Here is a 26937-nt window from a genome sequence, read left to right as displayed (position 1 = left end):
GTGATCTACCTCACTAGGCGGCCCACTCCTTGATCGTCTCGATGAGGCGCACCCGCTCCTCGTGCGTCCCGGCGAGCGGCGTCACGTTCAGGGTCGTCACGCCGGACTCCTTCATCGCCTGCAGCCGCTCGCGCACGAAGCCCTCACTGCCGACCAGCGACATCTTCTCCAGCAGCTCGGCCGGCACCAGCGCCGCCGCCTCGTCCTTCTTGCCCTCCAGGTAGAGGTCCTGGATCTGCTCGGCCTCCTTCTCGTAGCCGTAACGCCGGGCGAGGTCGTTGTAGAAGTTCCTGCCCTTGGCGCCCATGCCGCCGATGTACAGGGCCGCCATCGGCCGCCCGAACTCCAGCAGCCCGGCCACGTCGTCGCCGATCGCCAGGCTGGCCTGCGCGATCACGTCGAGCTCGCCCAGCTCGGGGTCCCGCTTGGCCTTCCCGGCGGCCACCGACGGCCCCCACACCTCGCCGGCCTTCTCCGGGACGTAGAAGATCGGCTCCCAGCCCTCGGCCAGCTCGGCGGTCAGCTCGACGTTCTTCGGTCCGATGGCCGCCACCACGATGGGGATGCGGGAGCGCACCGGGTGGTTGATGATCTTCAGGGGCTTGCCCAGGCCGGTGCCCTGGCCGGCGGGCAGCGGCACGGTGTAGTGCCTGCCCTCGTACTGCACGCGCTCGCGCCGCCAGACCTGGCGGCAGATCTCGATGACCTCGCGCGTACGCCCCAGCGGCGCGGTGTACGGCACCCCGTGGAAGCCCTCGATCACCTGCGGCCCCGAGGCGCCGATGCCGAGCGTGAACCGCCCGTCGGAGACGTAGTCGAGCCCGGCCGCCGTCATGGCCATCAGCGTCGGCGTGCGCGAGTAGATCGGCAGGATGCCCGAGGCGATCTGCACCCGCTCGGTCTTGGCCGCGATGTAACCCATCTGGCTGACCGCGTCGAAGGAGTAGGCCTCGGCCACGAACACGATGTCGAGCCCGGCCTTCTCGTAGTCGGCCAGCTCGGCCACCGATTCCTTGAAACCGCCGGAGTACTTGAGTGCCATACCGATGCGCATGCCGGGCTCCCGCTGGACCGAATGATGTTCTGTTGCGACTCGGACATCGTATCGCGACGGTGTGGCGGGGTGGGAGCGGCTAGCCTGGTTCGGGTGCTGAGTCGGGTCGTCATCATCGCGTCCGTCGTCGTGGCCGCGGCCCTGGCGGGGCACGGGCTGATCCCCGCTCTCGGCGGGTTCACGCCCGTCCTCGAGAGCCTGCTGCCCTGGATCGGCGTGGCCGTTCCCGTGCTGCTCGCGGGCGCCGCGGTGGCACGGTCCACCGCTGCCGCCGCCGCGGCGCTGGTGCCGGGCCTGGTGTGGGCCGTCATGTTCGGCTCCACGCTCTTGCGCACGCCGCCGGGCGGGCCCAGCGACCTGGCCGTCGGCACCGTCAACGTGGGCGTGCGCAACAGCGCGTCGGGCGAGGCCGTCCGCGTGATCGCCAAGGACCTCGACGTGCTGGCCGCCCAGGAGCTGACCAAGGGCGGCCCCGCGGCCAAGCAGCTCAACAAGATGTTCAAGTACCACTACCCGGTCAGCACGGTCGGCCTGTGGAGCCGCTACCCGATCAGCGAGACCAAGCCGCTCGACGTCGGCCTCGGCTGGCCGCGCGCCCTGCGCGCGGTCATCACCACCCCCAAGGGCAAGGTCACCGTGTACGTCATGCACCTCGCCTCCGCCAGGCCCGGCCACACCACCTCCCGCGACGCCTCCCTGACGCAGGCGCGCAAGCTCATCGACGCCGACCGCAGCAAGCGCATCCTGCTGCTCGGCGACCTCAACACCGCCACCACCGACCGCGGCATGCGCGGCCTGACCCCGCCGCTGACCGACGCGCAGAGCGTGGCGGGCGACGGGTTCGGGTTCACCTGGCCGGCCGAGTTCCCGGTCACCCGGCCGGACCACATCCTGTTCAAGGGGATGACGGCGACCCAGGCGGGGGTGGCCCCGGCCACCGGCAGCGACCACCGGGCCGCCATCGCGTCACTGCGGTTCTGAGCGCGCGCCCGTGAGCCGGGCCTCCAGGCGGGCCAGGTCCTCCGGCGTGTCGATGTCGGCCGGGTCGCCGTGCTCGTCGCACGGCACCTCGGTCACCAGCCCGGGATGCGCCTTCATGAACGGCCGCGCCCCGACGTCGCCCACGGCCAGCTCGGCCACCCCTGCCCAGTGCTCGCGGGCGATCAGCACGGGGTTCCTGCGCCGCCCGCCGTAGGTCGCGACCGCCAGCCCGCCGGCGTCCGAGGCGATCAGCGCGCGCACCGCGCCGGCCCCGATCAGCGGCTGGTCGATCAGCGCGACCACCACCGACTCCGCCTCCCCTGGCAGCGCGGCCAGCCCGACCCGCAGCGACGACCCCATGCCGGACGCCCAGTCCGGATTGCGCACGGTGACAGCCCCGCGCACCTGCACCGTGGCCGCGCCCAGCACGACCACCACCGGATGGCAGCCGCCCTCCTCCAGCAGCCGCACCCCCCGGTCCACCAGCCGCTCGCCGCCGAACTCGACCATCGCCTTGGGCCGGCCCAGCCTGGTGCCCTCACCGGCCGCGAGCAGCAGCCCGGCCGTCCTGGACGACCTCATGGCGCCTCATGGTGAATGCGGCCCTCGGTGGCGGACAGCGGCCGTCCCGAACCGCCCCACCGGAGCTGGATCAGCTCGGCGGCGATCGACACGGCCGTCTCCTCGGGCGTCCGCGCCCCCAGGTCGAGCCCGATCGGCGATCTCAGCCTGGCCAGCTCCTCCTCGCCGAGCCCGGCCTCGCGCAGCCGGGCGAGGCGGTCGTCGTGGGTGCGGCGCGAGCCCATGGCGCCGACGTACCCGGCGCCGGTGCGCAACGCCACCTCCAGCAGCGGCACGTCGAACTTGGGGTCGTGGGTCAGCACGCAGATCACCGTGCGCTCGTCCACCTGCACGGACGACAGGTAGTCGTGCGGCCACTTGACCACCACCTCGTCGGCGTCGGGGAAACGCTTGGCGGTGGCGAAGATCGGCCGCGCGTCGCACACCGTGACGTGGTAGCCGAGGAACTTGCCCACCCTGGCCACCGCGGCGGCGAAGTCGATCGCGCCGAACACCAGCATCCGCGGCGGCGGCGCGAACGACTGCACGAACACCGCCAGGTCGTCCAGCCGCCGCTCCCCCTGCCCACCGTAGTGCCGCAGGCCGGTCAGGCCCTGGGCGAGCATGCCGCGGGCGTCGTCGTCCACGGCGTCGTCGAGGCGCTCCAGGCCGAGCGAGCCGCTCGCGCGGTCCGGCCAGATGACGCGGCGGGAGCCGACCCGGCCGGGGCCTGAGACGACGGTGGCCACGGCGACCGGCTCGTGCGCGTCCACCGACCTCGCGATCTCGCCCAGCTCGGGGAAGGTCTCGATCGAGATGGGCTCCACCAGGATGTCGATGATGCCGCCGCAGGTGAGCCCGACGGCGAAGGCGTCGTCGTCGCTCACGCCGTACCGCTGCAGGACGGGCGTCTCGACCTCGGCGGCCAGCTCGAACACGGCGCCCTCCACGCAGCCGCCCGAGACGCTGCCGACCACCTCGTCGCCGCGCACCGCCATCGCCGCGCCCGGCGGCCTGGGCGCGCTGCTCCACGTGCCGACCACCGTGGCCAGCCCGAACCTGAGCCCCGACCGCCACCACTTCATGATCTCCGGGAGCACATCACGCATGGGCGAGCCTTTCGCTTAGTCGCTCGAAGGCGGCCAGGCTGTGCCCGGCCACCAGATCGTCGAGATGGGGCAGGGCGGCCCGCATGCCGCCCGTGAGCGGCTGGTAGTCCGCATACCCCTTGTGCGGGTTGACCCAGATCACCCGGTACGCCTGCCTGGCCAGCCTGGCCATCTGGGCGCCCAGCAGCCCGGGGTCGCCGCGTTCCCACCCGTCCGAGGCGATCAACGCTATCGCGCCCCGCGCGCTGAACCGGGCGAGGAACTCCTTGAGCTCCTCACCCAGCCGGGTGCCGCCGCTCCAGTCGGGCACGACCTTGGACACCTCGTTCAGCGCGGTGCCCGGGTCGCGGTGGCGCAGCTCGGCGGTGATCGGGGTCAGCCGGGTGCCGACCGAGTAGACCCTGGTGGCCCTCGGCTCGCTCCTGACCAGGGCGTGGGCGAAGCGCAGCAGGGTCTCGGCGTAGGGGGCCATCGAGCCGCTGACGTCCACGAACATCACCACCGTGCGCGGCCTGGTGGTGTGCCTGCGGTGGCGGAGCCTGGCCACCTCGCCCTTCCTGAGCGCGTCGCGGATGGTGCGGCGCTGGTCCAGGGCGCCCCGGTGGGCGCTCTCGAAGCGCCGCGACCGCCGGCGCGCCCGGCCGCCCTTCAGCAGCGCCATCATGCGGTGCACCTCCGCCCGCTCGGCCTCGGTGAGCCTGGCGACGTCCCGGTGCCGCAGCACCTCGATCCGGCTGGCGGTCGCGGGGGCCGCCGTGCCGTCGTCGTCGCCGCCCTCGTCGCCGTCGTCGCCCTGCCGCTCGGCCAGGTGCCTGGTGACGCTCGTGGTCGCCGTCCGCGACAGCACCGCCTTCCTGCCGCCGAAGTACGCGGCGAAGCAGCGGTCGTAGCGGGGCAGGTCGTCGGGGGTGGCGCACAACGTCAGCCGCCCGGCCCAGTACACCTCGCGCTGATCGGTCACGTCGAGGTGGTCGAGCGCCCTGAGCAGGTTCTGCGTACGCTCGTGGTCGGCCGCGACGCCCGCCGCGCGCAGCGTCCTGGCGAACCCCGTCATGGTGGCGGCGAGCTCATCCATGGGACAGCAGCCCGTTGCCGATCACCGCCGCCACGTCCTCCCGGTACTTCAGCGCCGCGCCCAGCGTGGCGGCGGCCCGGCCGGGGTCGAGCTCCGTGGCGCCCAGCGTCAGCAGCGCCTCCGTCCAGTCGAGCGTCTCGGCCACGCCGGGCGGCTTGACCAGGTCGGCCTGCCGCAGCCGCTCGGCCGCCCGCGCCACCTGTGTGGCCAGCGTCTCGGTGCAGCCGGGCAGCCGCCGCAGCAGGATGGCCACCTCTCGGTCGAAGTCGGGGTGCTCCAGCCAGTGGTAGAGGCAGCGCCGCTTGAGCGCGTCGTGCACCTCGCGCGTCCTGTTCGAGGTGACCACGACCACCGGCGGCGTCCTGGCCTTGACCGTGCCCAGCTCGGGGATCGAGATGGTGAAGTCCGACAGCACCTCCAGCAGGAACGCCTCGAACTCGTCGTCGGCCCGGTCGATCTCGTCCACCAGCAGCACGCTCGGCTGCGTCTCGATCGCCTTCAGCAGCGGCCTGGCGATGAGGAACCTGCGGTCGTAGATCTCCCCCTCCAGCCTGCTCACGTCCGTGATCCCGGCCGCCTCCGCGGCCTTGAGATGCAGGAGCTGGCGGGCGAAGTCCCAGTCGTACAGCGCCTGGGCGGCGTCCAGTCCCTCGTAGCACTGCAGTCTGATGAGGGGCGCCTTCAGCAGCGCGGCGAGCGTCTTGGCCAGCTCTGTCTTGCCGACCCCCGCCTCCCCTTCGAGGAAGAGCGGCCGCCCCATCCGCAGCGCGAGGAAGGCGGCCGTGGCCAGGCCCTCGTCGGCCAGGTAGGCGTGCCGGTCGAGAAGCTCGATGAGCTTCTCCGGCGACTCGATGTCCATTGCCCTGATTGTCCGCCGCAGCACGCTCCCAGGCTACGTCGACACCCGCTTCGGCGATATTCGCCCGAAGCGACCATCACACCAGGTAAGCTCCTGATCACCGAGCGAGAGGACGACAAGGCGTGCCCGTACCCCCAGGCATGCCGGAGTCGTGGGACGACCACCACGTATCCCCGGCAACGAGAGAGCAGCGGAAGATCACCGCGGCCCGCAGAGCGATCGACGTCGCCCTGCAGACGCGCTTCCTGTGGATCAGCCAGGAGAAGTGGGAGGCCATCGCCGCCTGCGAGGACCTCGAGCTCCTGCAGCAATGGCTGATCCGCATCCTCACCGTCGACACGGTCGAGGAGCTGTTCGCCGAGCCGGGCTAGCTCTCCCGCGCCTCGCCGCGCTCCCTGATCAGCGCCCGCAGCTCGGCCGTGGCCTGACGGGCGAAGGCCTTCTCCGAGCCCTGGATCCCCATGGCGCTGACCGTACGCCCGTCGGACAGGTCGAGCCGCGGCCACGGATCACCCGTCACCATCGTGACCTCCAGCACCTCCGGCCACGTCACCCGCTGCGTACGCATCGCGTTGACGATCGTGAGGCCCTCGTCGTCGGCCTCCACCCGCACCCGCCCCAGCAGATGCAGCACCCAGGCCACCGCGCAGCCGAACGCCACGATCGCCACCCGGTCGGGCAGCTTGAACGGCTGCGCGATGAGGACCGCCATCACCACCGCCCCCAGCACGATCACGACCGCGAAGCCGTAGGCGACGACGCGGCCCCGGCGCGGACGCCAGGTGACGGGCAGGGGCGGAGGGGATACGGGCTCTGGCACGAGGAGAACCTACCGTAGGTCAGGCCAGGGTCCTCAGGAGGAGGGCGGTCTCGAGCGCGGCGATGGTCGACTCGTACCCCTTGTCCTCCTTGCTGCCCGGCAGGCCGGAGCGATCGACCGCCTGGTCCAGGTTCTCGCAGGTGAGCACGCCGTTGCCGATCGGCGTCTCCTCGTCCAGCGAGATCCTGGTCAGACCCGACGTCACGGAGTCGCACACGTACTCGAAGTGGGCCGTCTCGCCGCGGATGACCGCGCCCAGCGCCACCACCGCGTCGCAGCGGCGGGCCAGGGCCTGGGCCACCACCGGGATCTCCAGCGAGCCCGCCACCCGCACCACGGTCGCGCTGGCGCCGCTGTCGTCGCAGGCCTGCACGGCCCGCGAGACGAGCTGGTCGGTGATCTTGGCGTGCCAGCTCGCCGCCACCACGCCCACCGTCAGCCCCGACGCGTCGGGCGCCGCGACGCCCGGCCGTCCTTCCCCGCTCATGCGCACTCCCCTCTCATTCGCTCTCCTCGCTCATCCGGCTCCTCGCTCATCCGGCTCCTCGCTCATCCGGCTCCTCGCTCATTCGGCTCCTCGTTCATGAAGCCTCAGAGATGTCGTGGCCGAGGCGTTCGCGCTTGGCCTGCAAGTACCGCTCGTTGTACGGGTTCATCGCCACGGGCATGGGCTCGCGGCCCAGAACCTTGATGCCGTACCCGTCCATGCCCTTGAGCTTGGCCGGGTTGTTGGTGAGCAGCCGGATCGACTTCACCCCGAGATCGGCCAGGATCTGCCCCGCGTTGGAGAACTCCCGCGCGTCCACCGGCAGCCCCAGCTCCAGGTTGGCGTCCACGGTGTCGCTGCCGTTGTCCTGGAGGCTGTAGGCCTTCAGCTTGGCCAGCAGGCCGATCCCCCTGCCCTCGTGCCCGCGCAGGTACACGACCACACCGCGGCCCTCCTGCGCGATGGCCGACATGGCGTTGTCGAGCTGCACCCCGCAGTCGCAGCGCATCGACCCGAACACGTCGCCCGTCAGGCACTCCGAGTGCGCCCTGACCAGCACGTTCTCGCCGTCGTCCAGGTCACCGAAGACGAGCGCGACGTGCTCGCCGCCGTCGAGCGCGCTGGCGTAACCGAACGCCCGCCACATCCCGTACGTGTTCGGCAGCCGCGTCTCGGCTACCCTGGTGACCATGCTCTCGGCCCGCCGCCGGTAGTCGACGAGCTGCTCGATGGAGACGAGCGCCAGATCGTGCTCGTCGGCGAAGCGGCGCAGCTCCGGCAGCCTGGCCATGGTGCCGTCGTCGTTCACCACCTCGGCCAGCGCGCCGGCCGCCGACAGCCCGGCCAGCCTGGACAGGTCGACCGCCGCCTCGGTGTGGCCGCGCCGGGCCAGCACGCCGCCCTCGTGGTAACGCAGCGGGAAGACGTGACCGGGGCGGACCAGCTCGTTCGGCTCGGTCGCCGAGTCGGCGAGCGTGCGGATGGTCCTGGCCCGGTCGGCCGCCGAGATGCCCGTGCTGACGCCGTCGCGGGCGTCCACGGTGATCGTGTACGCCGTGCGCATGCGCTCCTTGTTGTGGAACACCATCAGCGGCAGGCCCAGCCGGTCGAGCTCCTTGCCCTCCATGGCCACGCAGATCATGCCGCTGGTGTGCCTGATGGTGAACGTGCACAGCTCCGGCGTGGCCTTCGCCGCGGCGAAGATGAGGTCGCCCTCGTTCTCCCGGTTGGCGTCGTCCACCACGACCACGGGCTTGCCGTTGCGGATGTCCTCGATCGCGCGCTCGATCGGGTCGAGCTTGATGTCGCTCACCGCGCCACCGCCGGCACCGCCAGGGGCCCCGTGCGGTACTCACGCAGCCATTTCACGAAACCAACCAAGACCAGGACGAAGAAGACTCCGTACACGGCTCCGGACACCACCAATCCCGAACTGAACGCCAGCGGCACCCCGACCAGGTCCACCGCCACCCACACGATCCAGAAGTCCACCAGCGCCCTGCCCTGCGCCCAGGTCGCGGCCGCGCTGCCGACGAAGATGTAGGCGTCGGCCGCCACCAGCAGCATGCCCTTGACGCCCGGCACCGCGGCGCCCCACGACAGGCCCGTCACGTAGAACAGCGCCCCGATCACGACCGTGCCCACCAGCATGACGCCGACCAGCATCGACCGTTCCCACCACTGGGCGGGCCTTACGGCCAGTTGCTTGCCGTCCTGCGTGCCGCGCCGCCACGCCCACCAGCCGTAGACCGCCAGGCCCGCGAACAGCACCTGCTTCAGCGCGTTACCCGTGACGTGCGCGTTGATCGAAGCGGCGAACAGCAGCACCGCCCCGGCGAACTGCACCGGCCACGTCCACATCGACTTGCGCATGGCGAACAGGACCGTGGCCAGGGCGAGGATGTTGCCCACCAGGTCGGTCCACAGGACATGCGTGTCGAAAACGTCGAACCCGGCATTGAGCCAGTTCATTGCCTGACCACCAGCCTCTCCACATACTTCGCGATCACGTCCACCTCGATGTTGACCACGTCACCCACCTGCCGCTCGCCCATCGTGGTGAGCTTCAGCGTCGTCGGGATGAGACTCACGCCGAAGCTGTCGTCGTCAACCGTCGTCACCGTCAGGCTGATTCCGTCGATGGCGATCGACCCCTTCTCCGCCACGTAGGGGGCGATCGGCCCCGGCAGGGAGAAGCGCAGGTCGTCCCAGCTCTCGCCGGGGTCGCGGGACAGCAGGACCGCCGTGCCGTCCACGTGGCCCTGCACGATGTGGCCGCCGAGCCGCTGGTCGGCGCGCACGGCGCGCTCCAGGTTCACGGCGGAGCCCTCGGCGAGGCCGCCCAGCGAGCTGCGGTCCAGCGACTCCCTGATCACGTCCACGGTGAACACGTCGTCCTTGACCTCGACGACCGTGAGGCACACGCCGTTGACGGCGATCGAGTCGCCGTGCTTGGCGTCGGAGGTGACGATCGGGCCGCGCACCGACAGCAGGGCGCCGCCGCCCGCCTGCTCGATGGCCACCACTTCGCCCTTTTCCTCAATGATTCCGGTGAACATCACTTCTCCCTGCCTGGTTGAGTGCCTGGTGTGGGGGAGGGCCGGGCAACAAGCCGCAGATCCGGCCCAATAGGGGAAATTTCGTCAAATTTCAGGCGGTGGAGCTCGCCGATCGTCCCCACCCCTGCCGCGCCCAGCGCCGCCCGCCCTGTACCCAGCAACGCCGGCGCCAGATACGCCACCACCCGGTCGACCAGCCCATGCCGCACGAACGAACCGGCCAGCGTCGGGCCGCCCTCCAGGAACACGCTCACCACGTCGCGCGCGGCCAGCTCGCGCAGGAGGGCTTCCAGGTCGAGACCCTGGTCGTGGCGGGGCAGGCGCAGGAGGTCGGCCTTGAGGTCGGTGTCCGCGTCGTCGGCTACGGCGATGAGCGTGGGGGCCTGGTCGTCCAGGACGCGGGCGGACGGGGGTGTGCGGGCGTCGGGATCGACCACGACCCGCAACGGCATCCGCCGCCCAGCCCCCGCCCCCACGCCCTGGCCCACACCCGCGCCCTGGCCCACACCCGCGCCCTCGCCTGCGTCCGCTCCAGCGCCCGCAGCGCCCTCACGCCCGCCGGCGCCGTCCACCGAGACACCGCCGTCCAGGGCACCGCCACTCAGCGCACCGTCGAGCCGCCCACCCGTGCGGACGGTGAGCTGCGGGTCGTCGGCCAGCACCGTGCCGATCCCGGCGACGATCGCGTCAGCGGCCCCCCGCAGCCGATGCACATCCTCCCTGGCCTCAGCCGAGGTGATCCACTTACTGGTCCCATCCTCAGCCGCCGACCGCCCGTCCAGCGTCGCCGCGAACTTCCACGTCACATGGGCCCGCCCGAGCCGCACATACGTCAGCCACTCCTCGTTCCCCCGCTCAGCCGCCTCGGCCAGCACCCCGGCCGTGACAGCCACCCCGTGCCCCCGCAGCCGCGCGGCCCCACCGGCCGCCCTGGGATGGGGATCGGACACGGCGATCACCACCCGCGCCACCCCCGCCGCCAGCAACGCGCGGCTGCAAGGCCCGGTGCGCCCGGTGTGGTCGCAGGGCTCCAGCGTCACGTACGCGGTGCCGCCCCGGGCCCGCTCCCCGGCCTGCGCGAGCGCGACGACCTCGGCGTGCGGCCCGCCGGCGTACGCGTGGAAGCCCTCACCGGCGACCTGCCCTGCGGCATCGAGCACGACGCAGCCCACGACGGGGTTGGGGCTGGTGGTGCCGTGACCGTGCGCGGCCAGCTCGATGGCGCGCGCCATGTGGGCGGCGTCCTGTACGGGTGTCATCAACCCCGGGTCTCCTACTCGCCAGTAGCTTCAAGCCACGGCGGGCCCCGGGGGATATTTCGCCATGAGTACGACAGGTGCACCCATGGCAGGCGGCCCGGCTGGGACGCCGGACAACCTCGCGCGCTTCCTCCCATCCGGACTTTAACCGTCGGTCCCGGAATTTCACCGAGTCAACCGGCCGATGGCATCGGCCGGGTCGCGGACTGTCACCGCCGGTTCGGAATTTCACCGACCCCGGAGCACGCTAGCTCTCTTCTGCTATCAGTTTGCCATGCCGATGACCGAGCACGCGACCACCCCCCGAAAAACAACCAAGCGCTCGCTTCAGGCGGCCATCAACCGGTGGGCGCGGCGCGCCGCCGGGCTGTAGCGCACGTGCCCGGGGACCAGTCCGAGCCCCGTGTGCAGGGTGCGCAGGGTGGCGGTGGCCCACAGGTCCTCGACCGGGGTGGCGGGCAGCCCGTACAACCGCCTGGCCCAGCGCGGCAGCGTCGCGAACGCCAGCAGCGTCAGCGCGGGCATCGCCGGCTTGAGCGGGGTGAGCAGGCGCGGCAGCGGGGCGTTCAGCGACAGGCGCAGCGGGTGGGCGGCCTCGGGCACGAAGCGCAGCCCGGGACGTTCGGCCTCGATGTAGTCGCGCAATTCCGCCACCGAGCCGGGCACGTCCTCCCGCGCCAGGCCGACGACCTCGGCGGCCCGCCGCCACTCGGCCACGAACGAGTCGGCCTCCGCGTCCGACAACCGCACCCCGGCGCGGCGGGCGACCGACAGGTACGAGTCGACCTCGCCCACGTGCACCCAGCGCAGCGCCTCCGGATCGTCGAGGCGGAAGGTGGCCCCGGTGTCGGGGTCGTGCGCGGTCAGCTTGGCGTGGATCTTGCGGACGCGGCGGCCGGCGCGCTCGACCTCGGCGTGCGTGCCGTAGGTGCGGACGCGGACGAACTCGGTGGTCCGTACGAACCGGGACCAGGCCTCCTGCGGATCCATCAGCGCCGAGTTCTGCAGCACGCCGCGCATCGCCCTCGGGTGCAGCCCCTGCATCAGCAACGCGCGGAAACCGCCCACGAGCAGGATCGGCTCACCCATCACCCGCCACGTCACCGAGCGGGGCCCGAAGATCCCATGGTCGCTCATAAGTGGATAGTTACCCAGGTAGGGCGACCTTCATGTCAGAAAACGGGCAACGGCCCGATCAGGAGACGGCGCGGCTGGCGGCGGCGCGCAGCTCGTCGATCGCCGCCACCGGGTCGGACGCCCCGTAGACGGCACTGCCCGCCACGAACACGTCGGCCCCCGCCTCCGCGCACCGCTCGATGGTGCCGGCGTCCACTCCCCCATCGACCTGCAGCCAGACCCGCCCCCCGTGCCGCCCGATCAGCTCACGGGCCCGCCGCACCTTGGGCAGCACCACGTCGAGGAACTTCTGCCCCCCGAACCCCGGCTCCACGGTCATCAGCAGCAGCATGTCGACCTCGCCGAGCAGATCCTCGTACGGATCGACGGCGGTGGCCGGGTTGAGCGCGAGCCCCGCCCTGGCGCCGAGCGAGCGGATCTCGCGCAGCGTGCGGATGGGCGCCTTGGCCGCTTCGGCGTGAATGGTCACGCTGCCCGCCCCCGCCTCCGCGTACTGCGGAGCCCAGCGGTCGGGGTCGGCGATCATCAGGTGGCAGTCGAGCGGCGTGGCGGTCGCCTTGTGCAACGCCTCGACCACGGGCAGCCCGAGGGTCAGGTTGGGCACGAAGTGGTAGTCCATGACGTCGACGTGCAGCCAATCGGCGTTGGGCACGGCGGCGGCCTCGTCGGCGAGCCTGGCGAAGTCGGCGGCGAGGATGCTGGGCGAGATCTGTACGGCCATGATCCCCCTAGTCTAGTGACTCACGCCGCGCCGGCCCGCCGGACGCCTCCGCTCTCCCGGCCCCCGGCCATCAGCCCGAGCCTGATGAACAGCAGCGGCGCCCCCGCCTGCACCCACAACGTCAGCACCGCATACGCCACGTACGTCCCCACCGCGCCCTCCGGCAGCACCTGGCGCTCGACGTACCAGATGAGCACCGCCACCACGGTCCCGATCACCCACCGCCCAGCCCGCGCCCTGAGCGTGCCGCCCGCGTCGAACCACCCCAGCCGGTACATCAAGGACGCCCCGGCGAGCGTGCCCAGCAGCACCCCCGCCATGGTGACGACGGTCTCCAGCCCTTCGGGGTCGATCGCCCCCGCCGAGCTCCACCCCGGCGGCACCGCCCACCCGCCGTACGGCACGTTGGCCAGCGCCGCACAACCCAGCAGCGCCCCGGACAGCACCGCGGACGCGGCGAGCTGCACCCACAGCGCCTGCCCGCGCCACCACACCGTGACCGGCCGCTCCAGCCGCCGGACGAGCAGCAGCACCACGATGCCGAGCAGCACGCCGGCGACCACGTCCGAGATGAAGTGCACCCCGAGGTACACCCTGCTCAGGCACACCAGCCCGACGACCACCGCGGCCCCCTGCCACGCCCATGGCCTGGCCACCGTCGCGGCGATCCAGCCCAGCCCCACGGTGCCGATCTGGGCGTGCCCCGAGGGCAGCCCGAAGGTCTCCTCGATGGAGTACGGGTGGATCCTGGCGTCGATCCAGTACGGCCTGGGCTGATGAGCGGCGAGCTTGCCGACCGCGTTGGAGGCGGCCGCCACCAGGACGGCGAGCCCCAGCCGCAGCGCGAGCCCCGGGTTGACGCACCAGTAGAGCAGCGGCAGGCAGAGCAGGAAGAACGTGTCCGTGCCGAGCACCGACACCAGCTCCAGCACCGGCCGGACGGCGTCGGGCCAGCTCTGGAGCCACACGATGGGTGCCAGCTCCGCCAGGTGAAGGTCGTCCAGGAGATCCACGTCGTCGATCGGATCACACGGCCGGGGGCGGCGTCAGGAGGCCTTGCGCAGCAGCGCCAGGAACATCGCGTCGGTGCCGTGCCGATGCGGCCAGAACTGGGCGTGCGGCCCGTCGCCCAGCGCCTCGACCTCGGGCAGGTAGGCGCGGGCGTCGAGCTGCTCGGCGTCCTTCCTGCGGGCCAGGACGTCGCCCACCACGACCTTGGTCTCGGCCAGGTGGGGCGAGCACGTCACGTACGCCACGACGCCGCCGGGGCGCACGGCGTCGAGCGCCGTCTCCAGCAGCCGCCGCTGCAGCTTGCCGAGGTCGGCGATGCCCGCCGGGTCGCGCCGCCAGCGCGCCTCCGGCCGCCGCCGCAGGGCGCCGAGGCCGGTGCAGGGGGCATCGAGCATCACCCGGTCGAAGACGCCCGGCCGCCAGGCGGGCTCGGTGCCGTCGGCGGTGACCACGGACGCGCTCCTGGTGGTCTCCCAGACCAGCCGCGCCCGGTGGTACTGCACGTCGGCGGCGAGCACCCGCGCCCCACCAGGAAAAGCCCCGGAGACGTCATCACCTGACGTGTCCGGCAGCGAGACGCCGTCGCGCCGATCGGCCTCGTTCCGCAATCCGGCCACATCCCCGTGGTCGGCGATCGCGTCCAGCAGCCCGGCCTTGCCCCCGGGCCCCGCGCACATGTCGAGCCACAGCTCGTCGCCGTCCCCGCCGACCGGCACCCGGGTGAGCGCCAATGCCACCAGCTGGCTGGCCTCGTCCTGCACCGCCGCCCGGGTCTCGGCCACGGCCTCGATCTGCCCGGGGTCGCCTTCACGCAGATAGGCGGCATACGGTGAGTACCGTCCAGGAAGGGCGCCGGCGTCCAGCAGCTCCTCCACCGAGCTGCGCCCAGGCCGCGAGACGAGCGTCACCAGCGGCCGGGCGTTGTCGGCGTCGAGCAGCTCGGCCATCTCGTCGGACGAGCCCAGCGCGTCGCGGAACGCGGAGACGATCCAGCGCGGATGCCCGTAGGCGACCGCGAGGTGCCCGACGGGGTCGTCGGCGGGGTCGGGCGCCACGATGGGCACCCACTCCTCCAACGTCCTGGAGCCGATCTTGCGCAGCACCGCGTTCACGAACTTGGCGGCCCCCTGGCCGATGCGCAGCCGTACCAGATCGACGGTGGTGCCGACGGCGGCGTGCGGCGGGACGCGCATGCGCAGGAGCTGGTGGGCGCCGAGCCGCAGCGCGTCGCGCACGTCGGGGTCGGGCGCGCGGTCGCTGCACATCTCGATGATGGCGTCGTAGGTGCCGAGCCCGCGCAGCGTCCCGTACGTCAGCTCGGTGGCCAGCGCGGCGTCGCGCCCCTTGATGCCGCGCTCACGCAGCAGGCGCGGCAGCAGCAGGTTGGCGTACGCGTCGCGCTCGTCCACCGCGCGCACCACGTCGAAGGCGGCGTTGCGGGCCGGATCGCGCGACGGTCTGCGGGGCCTGCCCGAGCGGTCGTCGCCGCCCCTGCCGCCGGACCCCTGCTGCCCCCTGGTCTTCATCCGCTCAACTCTCACTCGCGGCACGCTCGGTCACCCGAAGAGCTCCTTGCCCTCCGGGCGAACCCCGCGGGCCCATTCGACGGCACCCATCAGGCGCTTGCCCTGCGGCTGCACCTCGCCCAGCTCGACGGCGTCGCTGGCCGTCCCGACCAGCACGGACGTCTTGGACGCGACGATCTCGCCGGCCGCCAGCCGTTCGCCTGGCACCACCCGCACGGGCCCCAGCTTGACCCGCTGCCCGCGGAACTCGCTCCACGCCCCCGGGTTGGGCGTGCAGGCCCTGATCAGCCGGTCGACGTGCATGGCGGGCTTGGCCCAGTCGACGCGGGCGTCGGTGACGGAGATCTTGGGGGCGATCGTGACGCCGTCGGCGGGCTGCGGGCGGGCCTCCAGGGTGCCGTCCTCGACGCCGTCGAGGGTGGCGGCGAGCAGGCCCGCGCCGGAGACCGACAGCCGCTCCAGCAGCGCCCCGCTCGTGTCGGAGTCGCGGACCTCCTCGGTGACCACGCCGTAGACCGGGCCGGCGTCGAGCTCCTTGACGATCTGGAACGTGGTCGCGCCGGTGATCTCGTCGCCGTGCAGGACCGCGTGCTGGACGGGCGCCGCGCCGCGCCAGGCGGGCAGGATCGAGAAGTGCAGGTTGATCCAGCCGTGCCGGGGCACGTCGAGCGCCGGCTGCGGCAGCAGGGCGCCGTAGGCGACCACGGGGCAGCAGTCGGGCTCCAGCTCCCTGAGCCGGTCGAGGAAGGCGGGGTCGCCGGCCTTGGGCGGGCGCAGCACCTCGATGCCGGCCTCCTCCGCGAGCTCGGCCACCGGCGAGGGGTGGACCTTGCGGCCGCGGCCCGACTGGGCGTCGGGGCGGGTGACGACCGCGACGACCTCGTGGCGGGGCGAGTCGATCAGGGTGCGCAGTGACGGGAGTGCCGTCTCAGGCGTGCCCGCGAAGACCAGACGCATGCTGTCAGAGTGCCCTTCCGCCGGTGGCGTGCGGCGAGACCTTGATGACCGGGGCGGACAGGCCGCTCCACTCCGCCTCGCGCACGGCCTTCATGGCCAGCTTGCGCTGCTTGGGGTCCATGCGGTCGATGAACAGGATGCCGTCGAGGTGGTCGGTCTCGTGCTGGAAGCACCTGGCCATGAGGTCGGTGCCCTCCAGCGTGACCGGCTCGCCGTGCATGTCGAAGCCCTTGGCGACGGCGCGGATGGCGCGCGGCGTCGGGAACGACAGGCCGGGGAAGGACAGACAGCCCTCCTCGCCCTCCTCGTCGAGGTCGTCGGACAGGTCGAGGTCGGGGTTGACCAGGTGGCCCAGCCGGTCGTCGACGTAGTAGGTGAACACCCGCAGCCCGACGCCGATCTGCGGGGCCGCCAGGCCGGCGCCAGGGGCGTCCATCATCGTGTCCGTCAGGTCCTTGACCAGCTTGCGCAGCTCCTTGTCGAAGTCGACGACGGGGGCCGCCGCGGTGCGCAGCACCGGATCTCCGAACAGCCGGATCGACTGGATCGCCAAGGGGGTGACTCCGTTCTCAAGCGTGGATCAGCCCAGTTTAGTGCAGGTGCGGGCGCGGCCAGGTGGCCCAGCCAGCCGGCCGCTAACCGCTCCGGCGCGCGTGCTCCAGCGAACGGGCCTTCATCGCGGCCTTGCGCGCCGCCTTGACCACGGCCTTGTCGTCGTGGGCGCCGGCGAGCATGTCGAGGACGGCGATCGTGTCGGGGTGGCCGACCGTGGGCATCTCGCCGACGAGCTTGATCAGGTCCTCGCCCGGCTCGGGCGGGTCGATGCGGCCGGCGGCGGGGCCCGACAGGTGCATGAGGGCCGCCAGCCCGTCGACGGCGATCCAGGTGTGGTCCTCGGGGCTGAGCGTGGGGGCCGGGAGGTCGCGGATGTGCAGCCAGGACGCGGCGTAGCGGCGCATCAGCGGATGTTCCAGGGCCTGCCTGACCGGGGCCTCGGCCTCCGGCCCCAGCTCCTCCAGGATCGCGCCGACGGCGCCGCGCTGCCCGGCCGTGCCGGAGGCCGCGATCTCGATCAGGTCGCGGGCGGCCGACTCGGGCGAGCGGCGCTCCAGCCACCCGGCCACCGCGCTCTGCGTGGCGCTGCCCTTGACCAGCGCGTCGACCAGCTCGGCCGCCGACAGGTCGGCGAACACCTCCACCTCGGCGGCGGTCGGCGCGTCGTGGCCCTCGCGCAGCAGGTCGCGGCGGATGGCCCAGACGCCGAGCGGGGTGAGCGCGGTGCGGCCCGCGGCGGTCTGCTCGACCAGCCCGCAGTACGCCAGCAGCGACAGCGCCTCCAGCAGCTCCGCGGGCAGCGCGGCGGCGATCTTGCGCATCTCGGCCGCGCCCGGCGCGCAGGCGACCTCGTGGGACTGCAGGATGCCGCGGGCCAGGTTGGCGGTGGCCACCCCCGACCGCACGGAGTAGATCGTGGCCAGCATCTCGGCGAGGTGCCCGTCGACCACGGCCGAACCGGTCAGGCCCTCGTCGGCGCGGTCGAGCACGTCCATGACCACGCCGTCCCAGAACTCCAGCGTGGCCTCGACCGTGAGCTGCATCGACAGCGGCCCGCGCGAGGCCTTGCCGCCGAGGATCTGCAGCAGGCCGGTGTTGACCGCGACGACCCAGATCAGGCGCAGGCGGGCGGCGGGCAGGCCGAGCTCCCGCGCCGCGGTCTCGGCGTCGGGCTCGGTCAGGTGGCCGGAGGGCGTGACCTGGCGCTCGCCCGTCCACGTGGTGAGCCGGATGGCGTCGGCCACCAGCGGCACCGTGGGCACCGCCCTGGCCAGCTCGGCGTCGGGCACCAGCAGGACCGGCGGGAACGTCAGCGCCTCATGCTCCACGTGAGTCTCCTCAGGGGGCCGTGGAGGCACGGCGGCCTGCTCATCGATCAGCTTACGCAGCTCGGCGAGGTCGAAGACGTTGTTTGCCACCCACGAAACTTACTGCACACCGGTCACATGAGCGTACTCAACGGATGCCTCGGGAGCGGGCTTTGAAGGCGGCCTTGCGTGCCGCCTTGGCCACCGTACCGTCGGTGATGGACCGTCCGAGCAGCTCCAGCACCTCGACGACGTCGGGGTGGTCGACGCGCCACATCTCCTCGATGAGGTGGGCGGGCGGGCCGGAGGCCGCCATGTTCTCGGAGAAGATCTCCGGGTCCTCCTCGGCGGCGGGCATGGCCAGGGCCAGCATGTCGACGCTGACCCAGAGCAGCTCGTCCTGGGTGAGCGGCGGCGCGGGCAGCTTCCTGGCGGCCAGCCAGTGAATGGCGTGCGGGCGCAGCTCCTGGTCGTCCAGGCGGTCGCGGACGGCGGGCTCGGCCTCGGCGCCGAGACGGTCGACGATGGTGATGGCGATGCCGCGGGCCACCGCGGGCGCGCCCGAGGCGGCGGACAGCAGCTCGGCGGCGGCCTCCACAGGCACCCTGCCGGACAGCCAGCGGCTGATGTCGTCCTCGGCGAGCTCGGTGGGCACGCCTTCGAGCAACCCCTCGATGAGCCCGCGCGCGTCGGCCTCGGCCAGGTCGGGCGCCTCCGGCGCGTCGATGCCGAGGGAGAGGTAGTGCTCGCGCAGCGCCCAGACCGCGAGGGGCGTCAGCTCCGCGCTGTCGCCTGCGACGCGCAGCATGCCCGTACGCTCCAGCCGGCCCAGCACGGCGGCCAGATCGGCCTCACCCTCGCCGGAGAGCTCGTCGAGGTAGTCGCCGATCACCGTGACGGGCACCCGCACCTGGAGCCGGTAGATCATGTCGAACAGGTCGTAAAGGCCCTCGTCGAGCTCGGCGGAGCCGGTGACGGCGCCGCCGGTGTCCTGCTCCAGCAGGTGGGAGACGCGCTGCGCCCACGCCGTCAGCGGGTCGCCGCCGGCGGGCAGCGGCTCCTCCGCCAGCATCGGGACGCCCTGGAGCGCGGCACGCAGCTCCTCCGGCGCGGCCAGCCGGACGGCGGGCAGCGGCGTGCAGCCGGGGCAGTCGCACGGCGCCTCCCCCAGGTCGGGCAGCTCGCCGGAGGGGATGGCGATCGACTGCTCCAGCGAATCGGGGCCGATGGAGCTGAACAGGCTCTTGGCCATGCCGAAGTTCGCCGGGTCGGCGAGCGCGCCGGGCATGCGGGTGGCGATGTCGTCGAGCCGCTCGCGCATCCGCGTGGCCGTGTCGCCGCTCACCTGGGCCGCCTCGGCGAGGTAGTCGACGAGGGTGCGGGCGGCGGCGACGGTCTCCGGGGCGCTCTCCGGAGGGGCGATGACCTTGCGCGGATAGATGGACAGCAGCAGCTCGTCGAAGGTCTCGGGGGTGAAATCACCCAGTTCGTTGACGTTGAGGTAGTCGCTGGCGTAGTCGCAGAGCAGGCGGACCTCGTCCGAGTCCACCTCGACTTCCCGCGCGCGCCCCCAAGCGCGCAGGTCGTCGATGGCCTGGTTCACCCATTCGATCGACACAGGGGCACGCTAACGGGTGACCCACGGATGAGCGAATCGGGGAAATGGTCTAAATAAGGTCGAGAGGGTCGACACTCACCCTCACGACATCTGGCGTCTTTCTGGCCGCACGCACCCCACTGGCCCCCTTCAGCGCAGCCGCCAACGCCGCTCCACCTGCCCGGCGAACCCGGATCATGACGCGTTCCTGACCGGACTCGTCCACCGGCACGGGGCCGAGCACCTGAGCGTCCGGCGGAAGGCGTACCTCTTCGAGCATCTGCCTGACCGCGCCGGCCGCGCCGGTCAGCGTCGCCATCCGCACCGCCGGCGGGAACCCCAGCTCGGCCCGGTCGCCGAGCTCACGCTCGGCGTGAGTGATCGGATCCCACCGCAGCAGCGCCTGTACGGACGGCAGCGCCGCGTCCCCGAGCACCACCAGCTCGGCGGCGGGACGCAGCAGCGCGGCGGCGTTCATCCACCGGCGCACCGTCTCCTCCGCCGCCCGCAGGTCGGCCCGCCCGAGCAGCGCCCACCCGTCCAGCAGCACCGCCGCCGCGTAGCCGCCCTCCGCCACCGGCTCGGCGCCCGGCGTGGCGACCACCAGCGCGCGGGCGGCGGGCACCGAGGCCAGGACGCCGTCACGGCCCGACGTCCGCACCGGCACCGACGGGAAGGCCCTGCCGAGCTCCTCCGCCGTCCGCCTGGCGCCGGTCACCACGGCGCGCAGGCGCGGGCTGCCGCAGGACGGGCAGCGCCAGGCGGCGTCCACCCGGCCGCACCAGCGGCAGTACGGGGCCGCGTGGCCGCCCCTCAGGGCCAGCGGGCCATGGCACAGCGGCCCTCCCTGCTCACCCAGCGGCACCACCGTTTGGGACGGCCCCTGTCCTCCTGGAGGCACGGCCGTCTGGGGCGGTTCCCCCAAGGCGGTGCGGGTGGGCGGCAGAACGCAGCGGGCCGGCATGCGGCAGTGCTGACAGGCCAGCGCGGGCAGGTAGCCGCGCCTGGGCACCTGCACCAGCACGGGGCCGCTGTCCAGGCCGACGCGCAGGGCGCGCCAGGCGATGCTGGGCAGACGGGCCTGGCGGGCGGCCTGGTCCTTGGCCAGCTCGGCGTCCTCCCCCGCCGGGTGCACCCGGGGGGCCAGGCTCCTGATCGTCGTACGCGCCGCCACGATCGGCCGTGCCCAGCCGCTCGCCACGAGCTGCGTGGCCTCGGCCGTGCGGGCGTAACCGCCGATGAGCAGGCCGGCGCCGGTCCGGTGGGCGCGCAGGCCCAGCACCTCGCGGGCGTGCGGGTAGGGGGCCAGGCGCTCGGCGTGCAGGTCGTCGCCGTCGTCCCAGATGGCCACCAGGCCCAGCTCGGCGACGGGGGCGAACATGGCGGCCCGCGTGCCGACTACAGCCTTCACCTGGCCTCTCAGGACCTTCAGCCACCGCCTGTACCGTTCCGCTGGGCCCAGGTCGGCGGTGAGCGCCACGTGCCTGCCCGGCCCCAGCAGGCGGGTGAACTCGGCGTCGGCCAGCGCCACGTCCTTGCCGTCGGGGACCACGACGACCGCGCCTCTGCCGCCGTCCAGCGTGGCCCGCACGGCCTCGGCGATCGCGCCCGCCCAACCCCTCGCGCCGGGGAGCGCCGACCAGACGGCCCGGGGGGTGCGGCCGTTGCGCAGGGCGTCGAGGAAGGACGGGCCGGTGGCGTACGCGTCCCAGGCGCTCGCGGGCTGGGACGCGGCTCCGTCGGCCGCGGCGCTGGGAGGCACGGCACTGGGAGGCACGGCGCTGGCACCCGCAGCGCTTCGAGCCGCCGCGCCCGAGGCTGCCGGCCGGGCTGTCGTGGGCGCGCCGGGCACGGGCGCGGTGGGCGACGTGCTCGCCGATGGCGCAGGCGGCGCGGGGGCGGGCGTGGGCGCCGCTGGCGTGGGGGCGGGCATGGGCGCCGCTGGCGTGGGGGCGGGCATGGGCGCCGCTGGCGTGGGCGGCGCCGGGGCGGGCGACGTGGGCGGCGCCGGCGTGAGCGCGGGCGCGGTGGACGGCGGGCTCGCGGGTGGCGTGGGCCGGCCCTCAGCCTCGGCCTTGGCGTGGCGTGGCGGGATGGCCAGCCGCAGCACGTCCGTCAGCGTCCCCGCATACCGATCGGCGACCGCCCTGGCCAGCCCCGCGATCTCGGGCGTGAGCACCCGCTCGGGCGACACCACCCGTTCGAGCGGCGTCAGCTTGCCCTCGTGCTCGCTCTCACCCACCCGCTCCAGCAGGAACCCGTCCACGAGCTTGCCCGCGAACCGCACCCGCACCCGCACCCCCGGCTCGGCGACGGCGTGCAGGGGCTCGGGGATGAGGTAGTCGAAGGGCCGGTCGAGGTGCGGCAGCGGGCTGTCCACGACGACCCTGGCCACGGGCTTGTCGGGGGCGGGGACGGGCGCGCCCTTGGTGTCCTTCGACGACTGCGCGGGCCGCACGGCTTCGAGCGGCAGGAGGGCGTCGTCGGAGGAAGGGGTCACGCAAAAGGTCTACCAGACCTCCGCCCGCGTCCACGCCCATGACGTGCCCCCGAGCGGCTGTGACGGCGCTCCGCCGGGCGACCGCCCCGCGCGGCGGCAGAGAACCGCTCGCGTCCCGCTGGGCAACCGCTCGCGTGCCGGATAGTGCGCACGCTGGAAGTCGTACGCAGGTGGCCCGGAAACACCCTTCGGGCACACCCGTAAACAGCACAGCACAAGAAAAACCGGTGCCGCCCCTCGAAGGGCAGCGGCACCGGTCATCGAGCGAGAGCCGTCACAACCCCGCGGCGGTCCGCAGAGCCTCGGCGCGGTCGGTGGACTCCCAGGAGAAGCCCTCCCGCCCGAAGTGCCCGTAGGCGGCGGTCTCGGAGTAGATCGGCCGCAGCAGGTCGAGGTCGCGGATGATCGCGGCGGGCCGCAGGTCGAACACCTGCAGCACGGCCTCCTGGATCTTCTCCACGGCCACCTTCTCGGTGCCGAAGCACTCGACGAACAGGCCCACCGGCTGCGCCTTGCCGATGGCGTACGCCACCTGCACCTCGCACCGGTCGGCGAGCCCGGCGGCGACGACGTTCTTGGCGACCCAGCGCATGGCGTAGGCGGCCGAGCGGTCGACCTTGGACGGGTCCTTGCCGGAGAAGGCGCCGCCACCGTGGCGGGCCATGCCGCCGTAGGTGTCGATGATGATCTTGCGGCCCGTGAGGCCGGCGTCGCCCATGGGGCCGCCGATCTCGAAGCGGCCGGTCGGGTTCACCAGCAGGCGGTAGCCCTCGGTGTCGATGCCGATGTCCTGGAGCACGGGGTCGACCACGTGCTCCTTGATGTCGGGCGTCAGCATCTCCTTGAGGTCGATCTCCGCGGCGTGCTGGGTGGAGACCACGACGGTGTCGAGGCGGACGGGCGTGTCGCCGTCGTACTCGATGGTGACCTGCGTCTTGCCGTCGGGGCGCAGGTAGGGCACGGTGCCGCTCTTGCGCACCTCGGACAGGCGCTGGGCCAGCCGGTGGGCGAGCGTGATCGGCAGCGGCATCAGCTCGGGGGTCTCGCGGCAGGCGTAGCCGAACATGAGGCCCTGGTCACCGGCGCCCTGGCGGTCGAGCTCGTCGCCGTCACCGTCGACGCGGTGCTCGTAGGCGTCGTCGACGCCCTGGGCGATGTCGGGCGACTGCGCGCCGATGGACACCGACACGCCGCAGGAGGCGCCGTCGAAGCCCTTGTGGGAGGCGTCGTAGCCGATCTCCAGGATCTTCTCGCGGATGACGCCGGGGATGTCGACGTAGGTCTCGGTCGTGACCTCGCCTGCGACGTGAACCTGGCCGGTAGTGATCAGCGTCTCGACGGCGACCCGGCTCTTGGGGTCGTCCTTGAGCATGGTGTCGAGAATCGCGTCACTGATCTGGTCGGCGATCTTGTCCGGGTGGCCCTCGGTGACCGACTCGGATGTGAACAGGCGACGTGACAACTCAGTGGCTCCTCATGCAGCGGCTGCTGACGGATGTGATGCCCGGCACCCTGGGGCGCGGCTGGGCCTCGGGGAAGTCTAGCCCTACCTGGCGCCAGGTCGCGAAAGTGTCCACCATATGTCTCCCATCAGAGCTCGGGGAGTGGATCGGCCGGCAAGATCTCCGGGTGGAAGATCTCGGCGTCCGCGGCCGACACCACAGCGGCGTACTCCTCATCGAACTCGAACACGATCGAGCCGAGCTCGACGACGCATCCAGGCATGATGGGCCCGATTCTGGTGCGGCGCGGGAACTCGGCGAACACCGACACCGGCCGGTCGGTCCTGAGCGTCCTCGTGGCCAGAACGGATATGGCCGTGTCGGTCACCACGATCAAGAAGTTGCCCGTCCCCGCGGGCCCCTCGGAGAACGCGGGAAAGACGTAGTGGATCTCCCCTTGATCGCCGAGCAATGTTCTACAACGTTCCCTGACAGCAGAACCCACCGGCATTCCATCCCCCTTCGCCCCAAGTATCCGCAGGCAAGGAGGAATGTTGCAACAGGTGATCGAGTAATCAGATCTGTACGCTTTGTACGATTTCCGCCCCTTCAGGTGAGGCGTGCGCCCACCAGGTCCCACACGGCGTCGGCCAGGTCTTCCTTGGGCCCGAACGGCACCTCGACCGGATCGCCGCCCGCCACCAGCACGGTGGCCGCGTTGTCGGGCGTGCCGAACGCCAGCCCCTCGCCCACCTGGTTGACGACCAGCAGGTCGCAGCCCTTGCGGGCGAGCTTGGCCTGCCCGTTGGCCAGCACGTCGTGCGTCTCGGCCGCGAAGCCCACGATCACCCGGGGGCCGGGCTCCACGCGGCGGCGCTCACCCAGCTCGGCGAGGATGTCGGGGTTCTTGACGAGGTGGATGGCCTCGGGCTCGCCGTCCGTCTTCTTGATCTTGACGTCGGCCCGGGTCGCGGGGCGGAAGTCGGCCACCGCGGCGGCCATGACGACCACGTCGGCGCCGGCGGAGGCGGCCAGCACGGCGTCGCGCAGCTCGGCCGTGGACTCCACCCGCACCACCTTCGCGCCCGCGGGGTCGGGGAGCGTGACGTTGGCCGCCACGAGCGTGACCTCGGCGCCGCGGGCGGCGGCCGTGCGGGCCAGGGCGTAACCCTGCAGCCCCGAGGAACGGTTGCCGATGAAGCGCACCGGGTCGATGGCCTCGCGGGTGCCGCCGGCGGAGACGACGACCTTGCGCCCGGTCAGGTCGCGGGGCCTGCCGCGGAGCACGCGCAGGCAGGTCTGGAAGATCTCGGCGGGGTCGGGCAGCCTCCCGGGGCCGGTGTCGGCGCCGGTGAGCCGGCCGACGGCCGGGTCGATCACGACGGCGCCCCGCTCGCGCAGCGTCGCGACGTTGGCCCGCGTGGCGGGGTGCTGCCACATCTCGGTGTGCATCGCGGGCGCGAAGACCACCGGGCACGTCGCCGTGAGCAGCGTGTTGGTGAGCAGGTCGCCCGCCAGCCCGTGCGCGGCCTTGGCCAGCACGTCGGCGGTCGCCGGCGCCACCACGACGAGGTCGGCGCGCTTGCCGATGCGCACGTGCGGCACCTCGTGCACGTCGTCCCACACCTCGGGGGACACGGGGTTGCCCGAGAGGGCGGCCCAGGTGGGCGCGCCCACGAACTTCAGGGCCTCGCGGGTCGGCACGACCCGCACCTCGTGCCCCGACTCGGTGAACAACCGCAGCAGCTCACACGCCTTGTACGCGGCGATGCCGCCGCTGACACCCAGGACGACCTGCATCGAAGGGGTCAGGCCGCGCCTTCGATGGGCTCGGCGTTGAGCAGGCCCTCGGAGACCTCGCGCAGCGCGATGGACAGCGGCTTCTCCTGGGCGTGCGTCTCGACCAGCGGGCCGACGTACTCCAGCAGGCCCTCGCCGAGCTGGGAGTAGTAGGCGTTGATCTGGCGAGCGCGCTTGGCGCCCATGATCACCAGGGAGTACTTGCTGTCGACGATGTCGAGCAGCGCGTCGATCGGCGGGTTGGTGATGCCCTCCGCGGCCGGGGTGGTGCCTGCCACGATGTCAGACCTCTCGGTTGGTGGTTGTCGTGACCCCCTGAGGGTCAGTCATCAAGGCTATCAGCCGGTGGCACACGTCTTGGACACTCGTGTTCACCAGTGTCAGGTCGAACTCCGACTCGGCGGCCATCTCGACCCGCCCGGCCTGCAGCCGGCGCGCGATGACGTCCTCGGGCTCGGTGCCGCGGCCGCGCAGCCGCTTCTCCAGCTCCTCCCAGGTGGGCGGGGCCAGGAACACCAGCAGCGCCTCCGGCATGCTGCCGCGCACCTGCCTGGCGCCTTCGAGGTCGATCTCGAGCAGCGTGGGCACGCCGTCGGCGAGCTTCTTCAGCACCGGCTCGCGCGGCGTGCCGTAGCGGTTGCCCGCGAACTCCGCCCACTCCAGCAGCTCTCCCGACTCCACGAGCCGGTCGAACTCCTCGCCGTCGACGAAGAAGTAGTGGACCCCGTTGACCTCGCCGGGCCGGGGCCTCCTGGTGGTCACCGAGACCGACAGCCACACCTCGGGGTGTGCCCGCCGGAGCTCGGCGACGACCGTGGACTTGCCGACGCCCGACGGCCCGGACAGGACCGTCAGCCGCCGTTCGCTCAGGGGCGGGAAGTCGACTTCCACTTCCGGTCCGACCGCCTCGTAGGCACTGACATCGCCGGACCAGGACCTGTCGGTCACTTCCTACCCCCCGTTGAACCTGCGCTTTCGTGTGGAACAGAGACTAGCTCTCGTTGCCACCGAACTCGCGCTCGAGGGAGGCCCTCTGGTTCGCGCCGAGACCCCGCACGCGGCGGGACTCGGCGATGGCGAGCCGCTCCATGAGCTGCTTGGCGCGGACCTTGCCCACGCCGGGGAGCGATTCCAACAATGCCGACACCTTCATCTTGCCGATGACGTCGTCGGTCTGCCCATCCTTGAGCACCTCAGCCAGAGAAACCGCGCCATGCTTGAGCCGGTTCTTGACCTCGGCACGCTCTTTACGGGCCTTGGCAGCCTTTTCCAAAGCTGCGGCGCGCTGCTCAGGGGTCAGGGGAGGAAGAGCCACGCCGGGTCACCTCGAATTTCTGTCGATGTACTCGGACGGGAAGGGAAACTAGCTGGTCATCGCCCCCTAAGCAACGTCAAGAGCGGTTTCTCTCGCCACAAAATCCACTTCATCACTCTGCGTGATCGTAAAATCACATTGTGCTGATCAAATCGCCCTCACTTCCCCCTTCGCGCGTCGGCTCGCGCCGGTGTCGCGAAACGCAAGGGCGCCGGCCGTCCTCCCGGACGCCGATGTCCGAAACCCTGCCCGCACCAGGGCCGAAACCCGTTCAGCGATCTTGTGCGGACGGGCGCACGGATGCCT

28 protein-coding genes and 1 riboswitch are annotated in these 26937 nt (G+C 72.2%); of the genes, 2 read left to right on the top strand and 26 right to left on the bottom strand.

Features of this window, described 5'->3' with window-relative positions:
- Positions 1 to 13 precede the first annotated feature (13 nt).
- Positions 14 to 1054 (bottom strand): LLM class F420-dependent oxidoreductase, encoded by a 1041-nt coding sequence (locus FXF51_RS13870; RefSeq protein ID WP_148434828.1) that lies wholly within the window; start codon positions 1052 to 1054, stop codon positions 14 to 16.
- Positions 1055 to 1147: 93 nt separating this feature from the next.
- Between FXF51_RS13870 and FXF51_RS13865 the strand changes: the two genes are divergently transcribed.
- On the top strand, positions 1148 to 2035 hold the full coding sequence (locus FXF51_RS13865; RefSeq protein WP_262379504.1) for an endonuclease/exonuclease/phosphatase family protein: 888 nt from the start codon (positions 1148 to 1150) through the stop codon (positions 2033 to 2035).
- Here FXF51_RS13865 and FXF51_RS13860 read toward each other — a convergent pair.
- Genes FXF51_RS13860 through FXF51_RS13845 form a run of 4 tightly spaced genes read right to left on the bottom strand, consistent with a single transcriptional unit; the run spans position 2021 to position 5639 of the window.
- Entirely contained in the window at positions 2021 to 2617 is a 597-nt protein-coding gene (locus tag FXF51_RS13860) for an NTP transferase domain-containing protein (RefSeq protein ID WP_148434827.1), read from the bottom strand. The two genes, FXF51_RS13865 and FXF51_RS13860, sit on opposite strands and share 15 nt — an antisense overlap.
- Positions 2614 to 3705 (bottom strand): XdhC family protein, encoded by a 1092-nt coding sequence (locus FXF51_RS13855; protein ID WP_148434826.1) that lies wholly within the window; start codon positions 3703 to 3705, stop codon positions 2614 to 2616. The genes FXF51_RS13860 and FXF51_RS13855 overlap by 4 nt, the downstream gene beginning before the upstream one ends.
- The gene (locus FXF51_RS13850) at positions 3698 to 4780 is read right to left on the bottom strand and encodes a vWA domain-containing protein (protein ID WP_148434825.1); all 1083 of its coding nucleotides are present in this window, start codon (positions 4778 to 4780) and stop codon (positions 3698 to 3700) included. Before FXF51_RS13850 ends, FXF51_RS13855 begins: the two co-directional genes overlap by 8 nt.
- Positions 4773 to 5639 carry an AAA family ATPase gene (locus FXF51_RS13845; RefSeq protein ID WP_148434824.1) on the bottom strand — a complete coding sequence of 289 codons (867 nt, stop codon included), beginning with the start codon at positions 5637 to 5639 and terminating at the stop codon, positions 4773 to 4775. The genes FXF51_RS13850 and FXF51_RS13845 overlap by 8 nt, the downstream gene beginning before the upstream one ends.
- Positions 5640 to 5761: 122 nt before the next feature.
- Between FXF51_RS13845 and FXF51_RS13840 the strand changes: the two genes are divergently transcribed.
- On the top strand, positions 5762 to 6010 hold the full coding sequence (locus tag FXF51_RS13840) for a hypothetical protein (protein ID WP_148434822.1): 249 nt from the start codon (positions 5762 to 5764) through the stop codon (positions 6008 to 6010).
- Here the strand turns inward: FXF51_RS13840 and FXF51_RS13835 are convergent.
- The 21 genes from FXF51_RS13835 to mihF all read right to left on the bottom strand — a co-directional run bounded on the left by FXF51_RS13835 (position 6007) and on the right by mihF (position 26631).
- Positions 6007 to 6459, bottom strand: coding sequence for a PH domain-containing protein (locus FXF51_RS13835; protein WP_262379503.1), 453 nt, complete (start codon positions 6457 to 6459; stop codon positions 6007 to 6009). The genes FXF51_RS13840 and FXF51_RS13835 overlap by 4 nt on opposite strands.
- Positions 6460 to 6478: 19 nt before the next feature.
- On the bottom strand, positions 6479 to 6946 hold the full coding sequence (gene ribH, locus FXF51_RS13830; RefSeq protein WP_148434820.1) for a 6,7-dimethyl-8-ribityllumazine synthase: 468 nt from the start codon (positions 6944 to 6946) through the stop codon (positions 6479 to 6481).
- A 94-nt stretch (positions 6947 to 7040) separates the two neighbouring features.
- A complete protein-coding gene (locus FXF51_RS13825; protein WP_148434818.1) occupies positions 7041 to 8258 on the bottom strand; it encodes a bifunctional 3,4-dihydroxy-2-butanone-4-phosphate synthase/GTP cyclohydrolase II in 1218 nt (405 codons plus the stop codon).
- Positions 8255 to 8917 carry a nicotinamide riboside transporter PnuC gene (locus FXF51_RS13820; RefSeq protein ID WP_148434816.1) on the bottom strand — a complete coding sequence of 221 codons (663 nt, stop codon included), beginning with the start codon at positions 8915 to 8917 and terminating at the stop codon, positions 8255 to 8257. Before FXF51_RS13820 ends, FXF51_RS13825 begins: the two co-directional genes overlap by 4 nt.
- Positions 8914 to 9504, bottom strand: a complete 591-nt coding sequence (locus FXF51_RS13815) for a riboflavin synthase (protein WP_148434814.1) — start codon at positions 9502 to 9504, stop codon at positions 8914 to 8916. Before FXF51_RS13815 ends, FXF51_RS13820 begins: the two co-directional genes overlap by 4 nt.
- Entirely contained in the window at positions 9504 to 10763 is a 1260-nt protein-coding gene (ribD, locus tag FXF51_RS13810) for a bifunctional diaminohydroxyphosphoribosylaminopyrimidine deaminase/5-amino-6-(5-phosphoribosylamino)uracil reductase RibD (protein ID WP_148434812.1), read from the bottom strand. Before ribD ends, FXF51_RS13815 begins: the two co-directional genes overlap by 1 nt.
- Before the next feature lie 119 nt (positions 10764 to 10882).
- Positions 10883 to 11013: riboswitch (FMN riboswitch) on the bottom strand.
- A gap of 77 nt (positions 11014 to 11090) precedes the next feature.
- Positions 11091 to 11900, bottom strand: a complete 810-nt coding sequence (locus FXF51_RS13805) for an oxygenase MpaB family protein (RefSeq protein WP_148434810.1) — start codon at positions 11898 to 11900, stop codon at positions 11091 to 11093.
- A 58-nt stretch (positions 11901 to 11958) separates the two neighbouring features.
- Positions 11959 to 12621, bottom strand: coding sequence for a ribulose-phosphate 3-epimerase (gene rpe, locus FXF51_RS13800; protein WP_148434809.1), 663 nt, complete (start codon positions 12619 to 12621; stop codon positions 11959 to 11961).
- Positions 12622 to 12641: 20 nt separating this feature from the next.
- Positions 12642 to 13634, bottom strand: a complete 993-nt coding sequence (locus FXF51_RS13795) for a phosphatase PAP2 family protein (RefSeq protein WP_187414358.1) — start codon at positions 13632 to 13634, stop codon at positions 12642 to 12644.
- Positions 13635 to 13667: 33 nt separating this feature from the next.
- A complete protein-coding gene (locus tag FXF51_RS13790; protein WP_148434805.1) occupies positions 13668 to 15158 on the bottom strand; it encodes an RsmB/NOP family class I SAM-dependent RNA methyltransferase in 1491 nt (496 codons plus the stop codon).
- 30 nt (positions 15159 to 15188) lie between these two features.
- Positions 15189 to 16115 carry a methionyl-tRNA formyltransferase gene (gene fmt / locus FXF51_RS13785; protein ID WP_148434802.1) on the bottom strand — a complete coding sequence of 309 codons (927 nt, stop codon included), beginning with the start codon at positions 16113 to 16115 and terminating at the stop codon, positions 15189 to 15191.
- A gap of 4 nt (positions 16116 to 16119) precedes the next feature.
- The gene (gene def / locus FXF51_RS13780) at positions 16120 to 16668 is read right to left on the bottom strand and encodes a peptide deformylase (protein ID WP_148434800.1); all 549 of its coding nucleotides are present in this window, start codon (positions 16666 to 16668) and stop codon (positions 16120 to 16122) included.
- 82 nt (positions 16669 to 16750) lie between these two features.
- Positions 16751 to 18088 (bottom strand): hypothetical protein, encoded by a 1338-nt coding sequence (locus FXF51_RS13775; protein ID WP_148434799.1) that lies wholly within the window; start codon positions 18086 to 18088, stop codon positions 16751 to 16753.
- 37 nt (positions 18089 to 18125) lie between these two features.
- Positions 18126 to 19595 carry a hypothetical protein gene (locus FXF51_RS13770; RefSeq protein ID WP_148434797.1) on the bottom strand — a complete coding sequence of 490 codons (1470 nt, stop codon included), beginning with the start codon at positions 19593 to 19595 and terminating at the stop codon, positions 18126 to 18128.
- Between the two features lie 49 nt (positions 19596 to 19644).
- Positions 19645 to 22074, bottom strand: coding sequence for a primosomal protein N' (locus FXF51_RS13765; protein ID WP_148434795.1), 2430 nt, complete (start codon positions 22072 to 22074; stop codon positions 19645 to 19647).
- A 274-nt stretch (positions 22075 to 22348) separates the two neighbouring features.
- Positions 22349 to 23536 (bottom strand): methionine adenosyltransferase, encoded by a 1188-nt coding sequence (metK, locus tag FXF51_RS13760; protein WP_148434793.1) that lies wholly within the window; start codon positions 23534 to 23536, stop codon positions 22349 to 22351.
- A 128-nt stretch (positions 23537 to 23664) separates the two neighbouring features.
- Positions 23665 to 24027, bottom strand: coding sequence for a hypothetical protein (locus FXF51_RS13755; RefSeq protein ID WP_187414357.1), 363 nt, complete (start codon positions 24025 to 24027; stop codon positions 23665 to 23667).
- A gap of 98 nt (positions 24028 to 24125) precedes the next feature.
- On the bottom strand, positions 24126 to 25316 hold the full coding sequence (gene coaBC, locus FXF51_RS13750) for a bifunctional phosphopantothenoylcysteine decarboxylase/phosphopantothenate--cysteine ligase CoaBC (protein WP_148434789.1): 1191 nt from the start codon (positions 25314 to 25316) through the stop codon (positions 24126 to 24128).
- Between the two features lie 8 nt (positions 25317 to 25324).
- Positions 25325 to 25594: a DNA-directed RNA polymerase subunit omega gene (rpoZ, locus tag FXF51_RS13745; protein WP_080041099.1), complete on the bottom strand. Its 270-nt coding sequence runs from the start codon at positions 25592 to 25594 to the stop codon at positions 25325 to 25327.
- 4 nt (positions 25595 to 25598) lie between these two features.
- Positions 25599 to 26207, bottom strand: a complete 609-nt coding sequence (gene gmk / locus FXF51_RS13740; RefSeq protein ID WP_148434922.1) for a guanylate kinase — start codon at positions 26205 to 26207, stop codon at positions 25599 to 25601.
- A gap of 100 nt (positions 26208 to 26307) precedes the next feature.
- Entirely contained in the window at positions 26308 to 26631 is a 324-nt protein-coding gene (gene mihF / locus FXF51_RS13735; protein ID WP_020541698.1) for an integration host factor, actinobacterial type, read from the bottom strand.
- Positions 26632 to 26937 lie beyond the last annotated feature (306 nt).

Origin of the sequence: Nonomuraea sp. PA05 (assembly GCF_008086045.1) — a bacterium.
GTDB classification, from domain to species: Bacteria; Actinomycetota; Actinomycetes; order Streptosporangiales; family Streptosporangiaceae; genus Nonomuraea; species Nonomuraea monospora.
The sequence above is the reverse complement of the archived record's forward strand: the minus strand, read 5'-3'. Positions and strand labels throughout refer to the sequence as shown.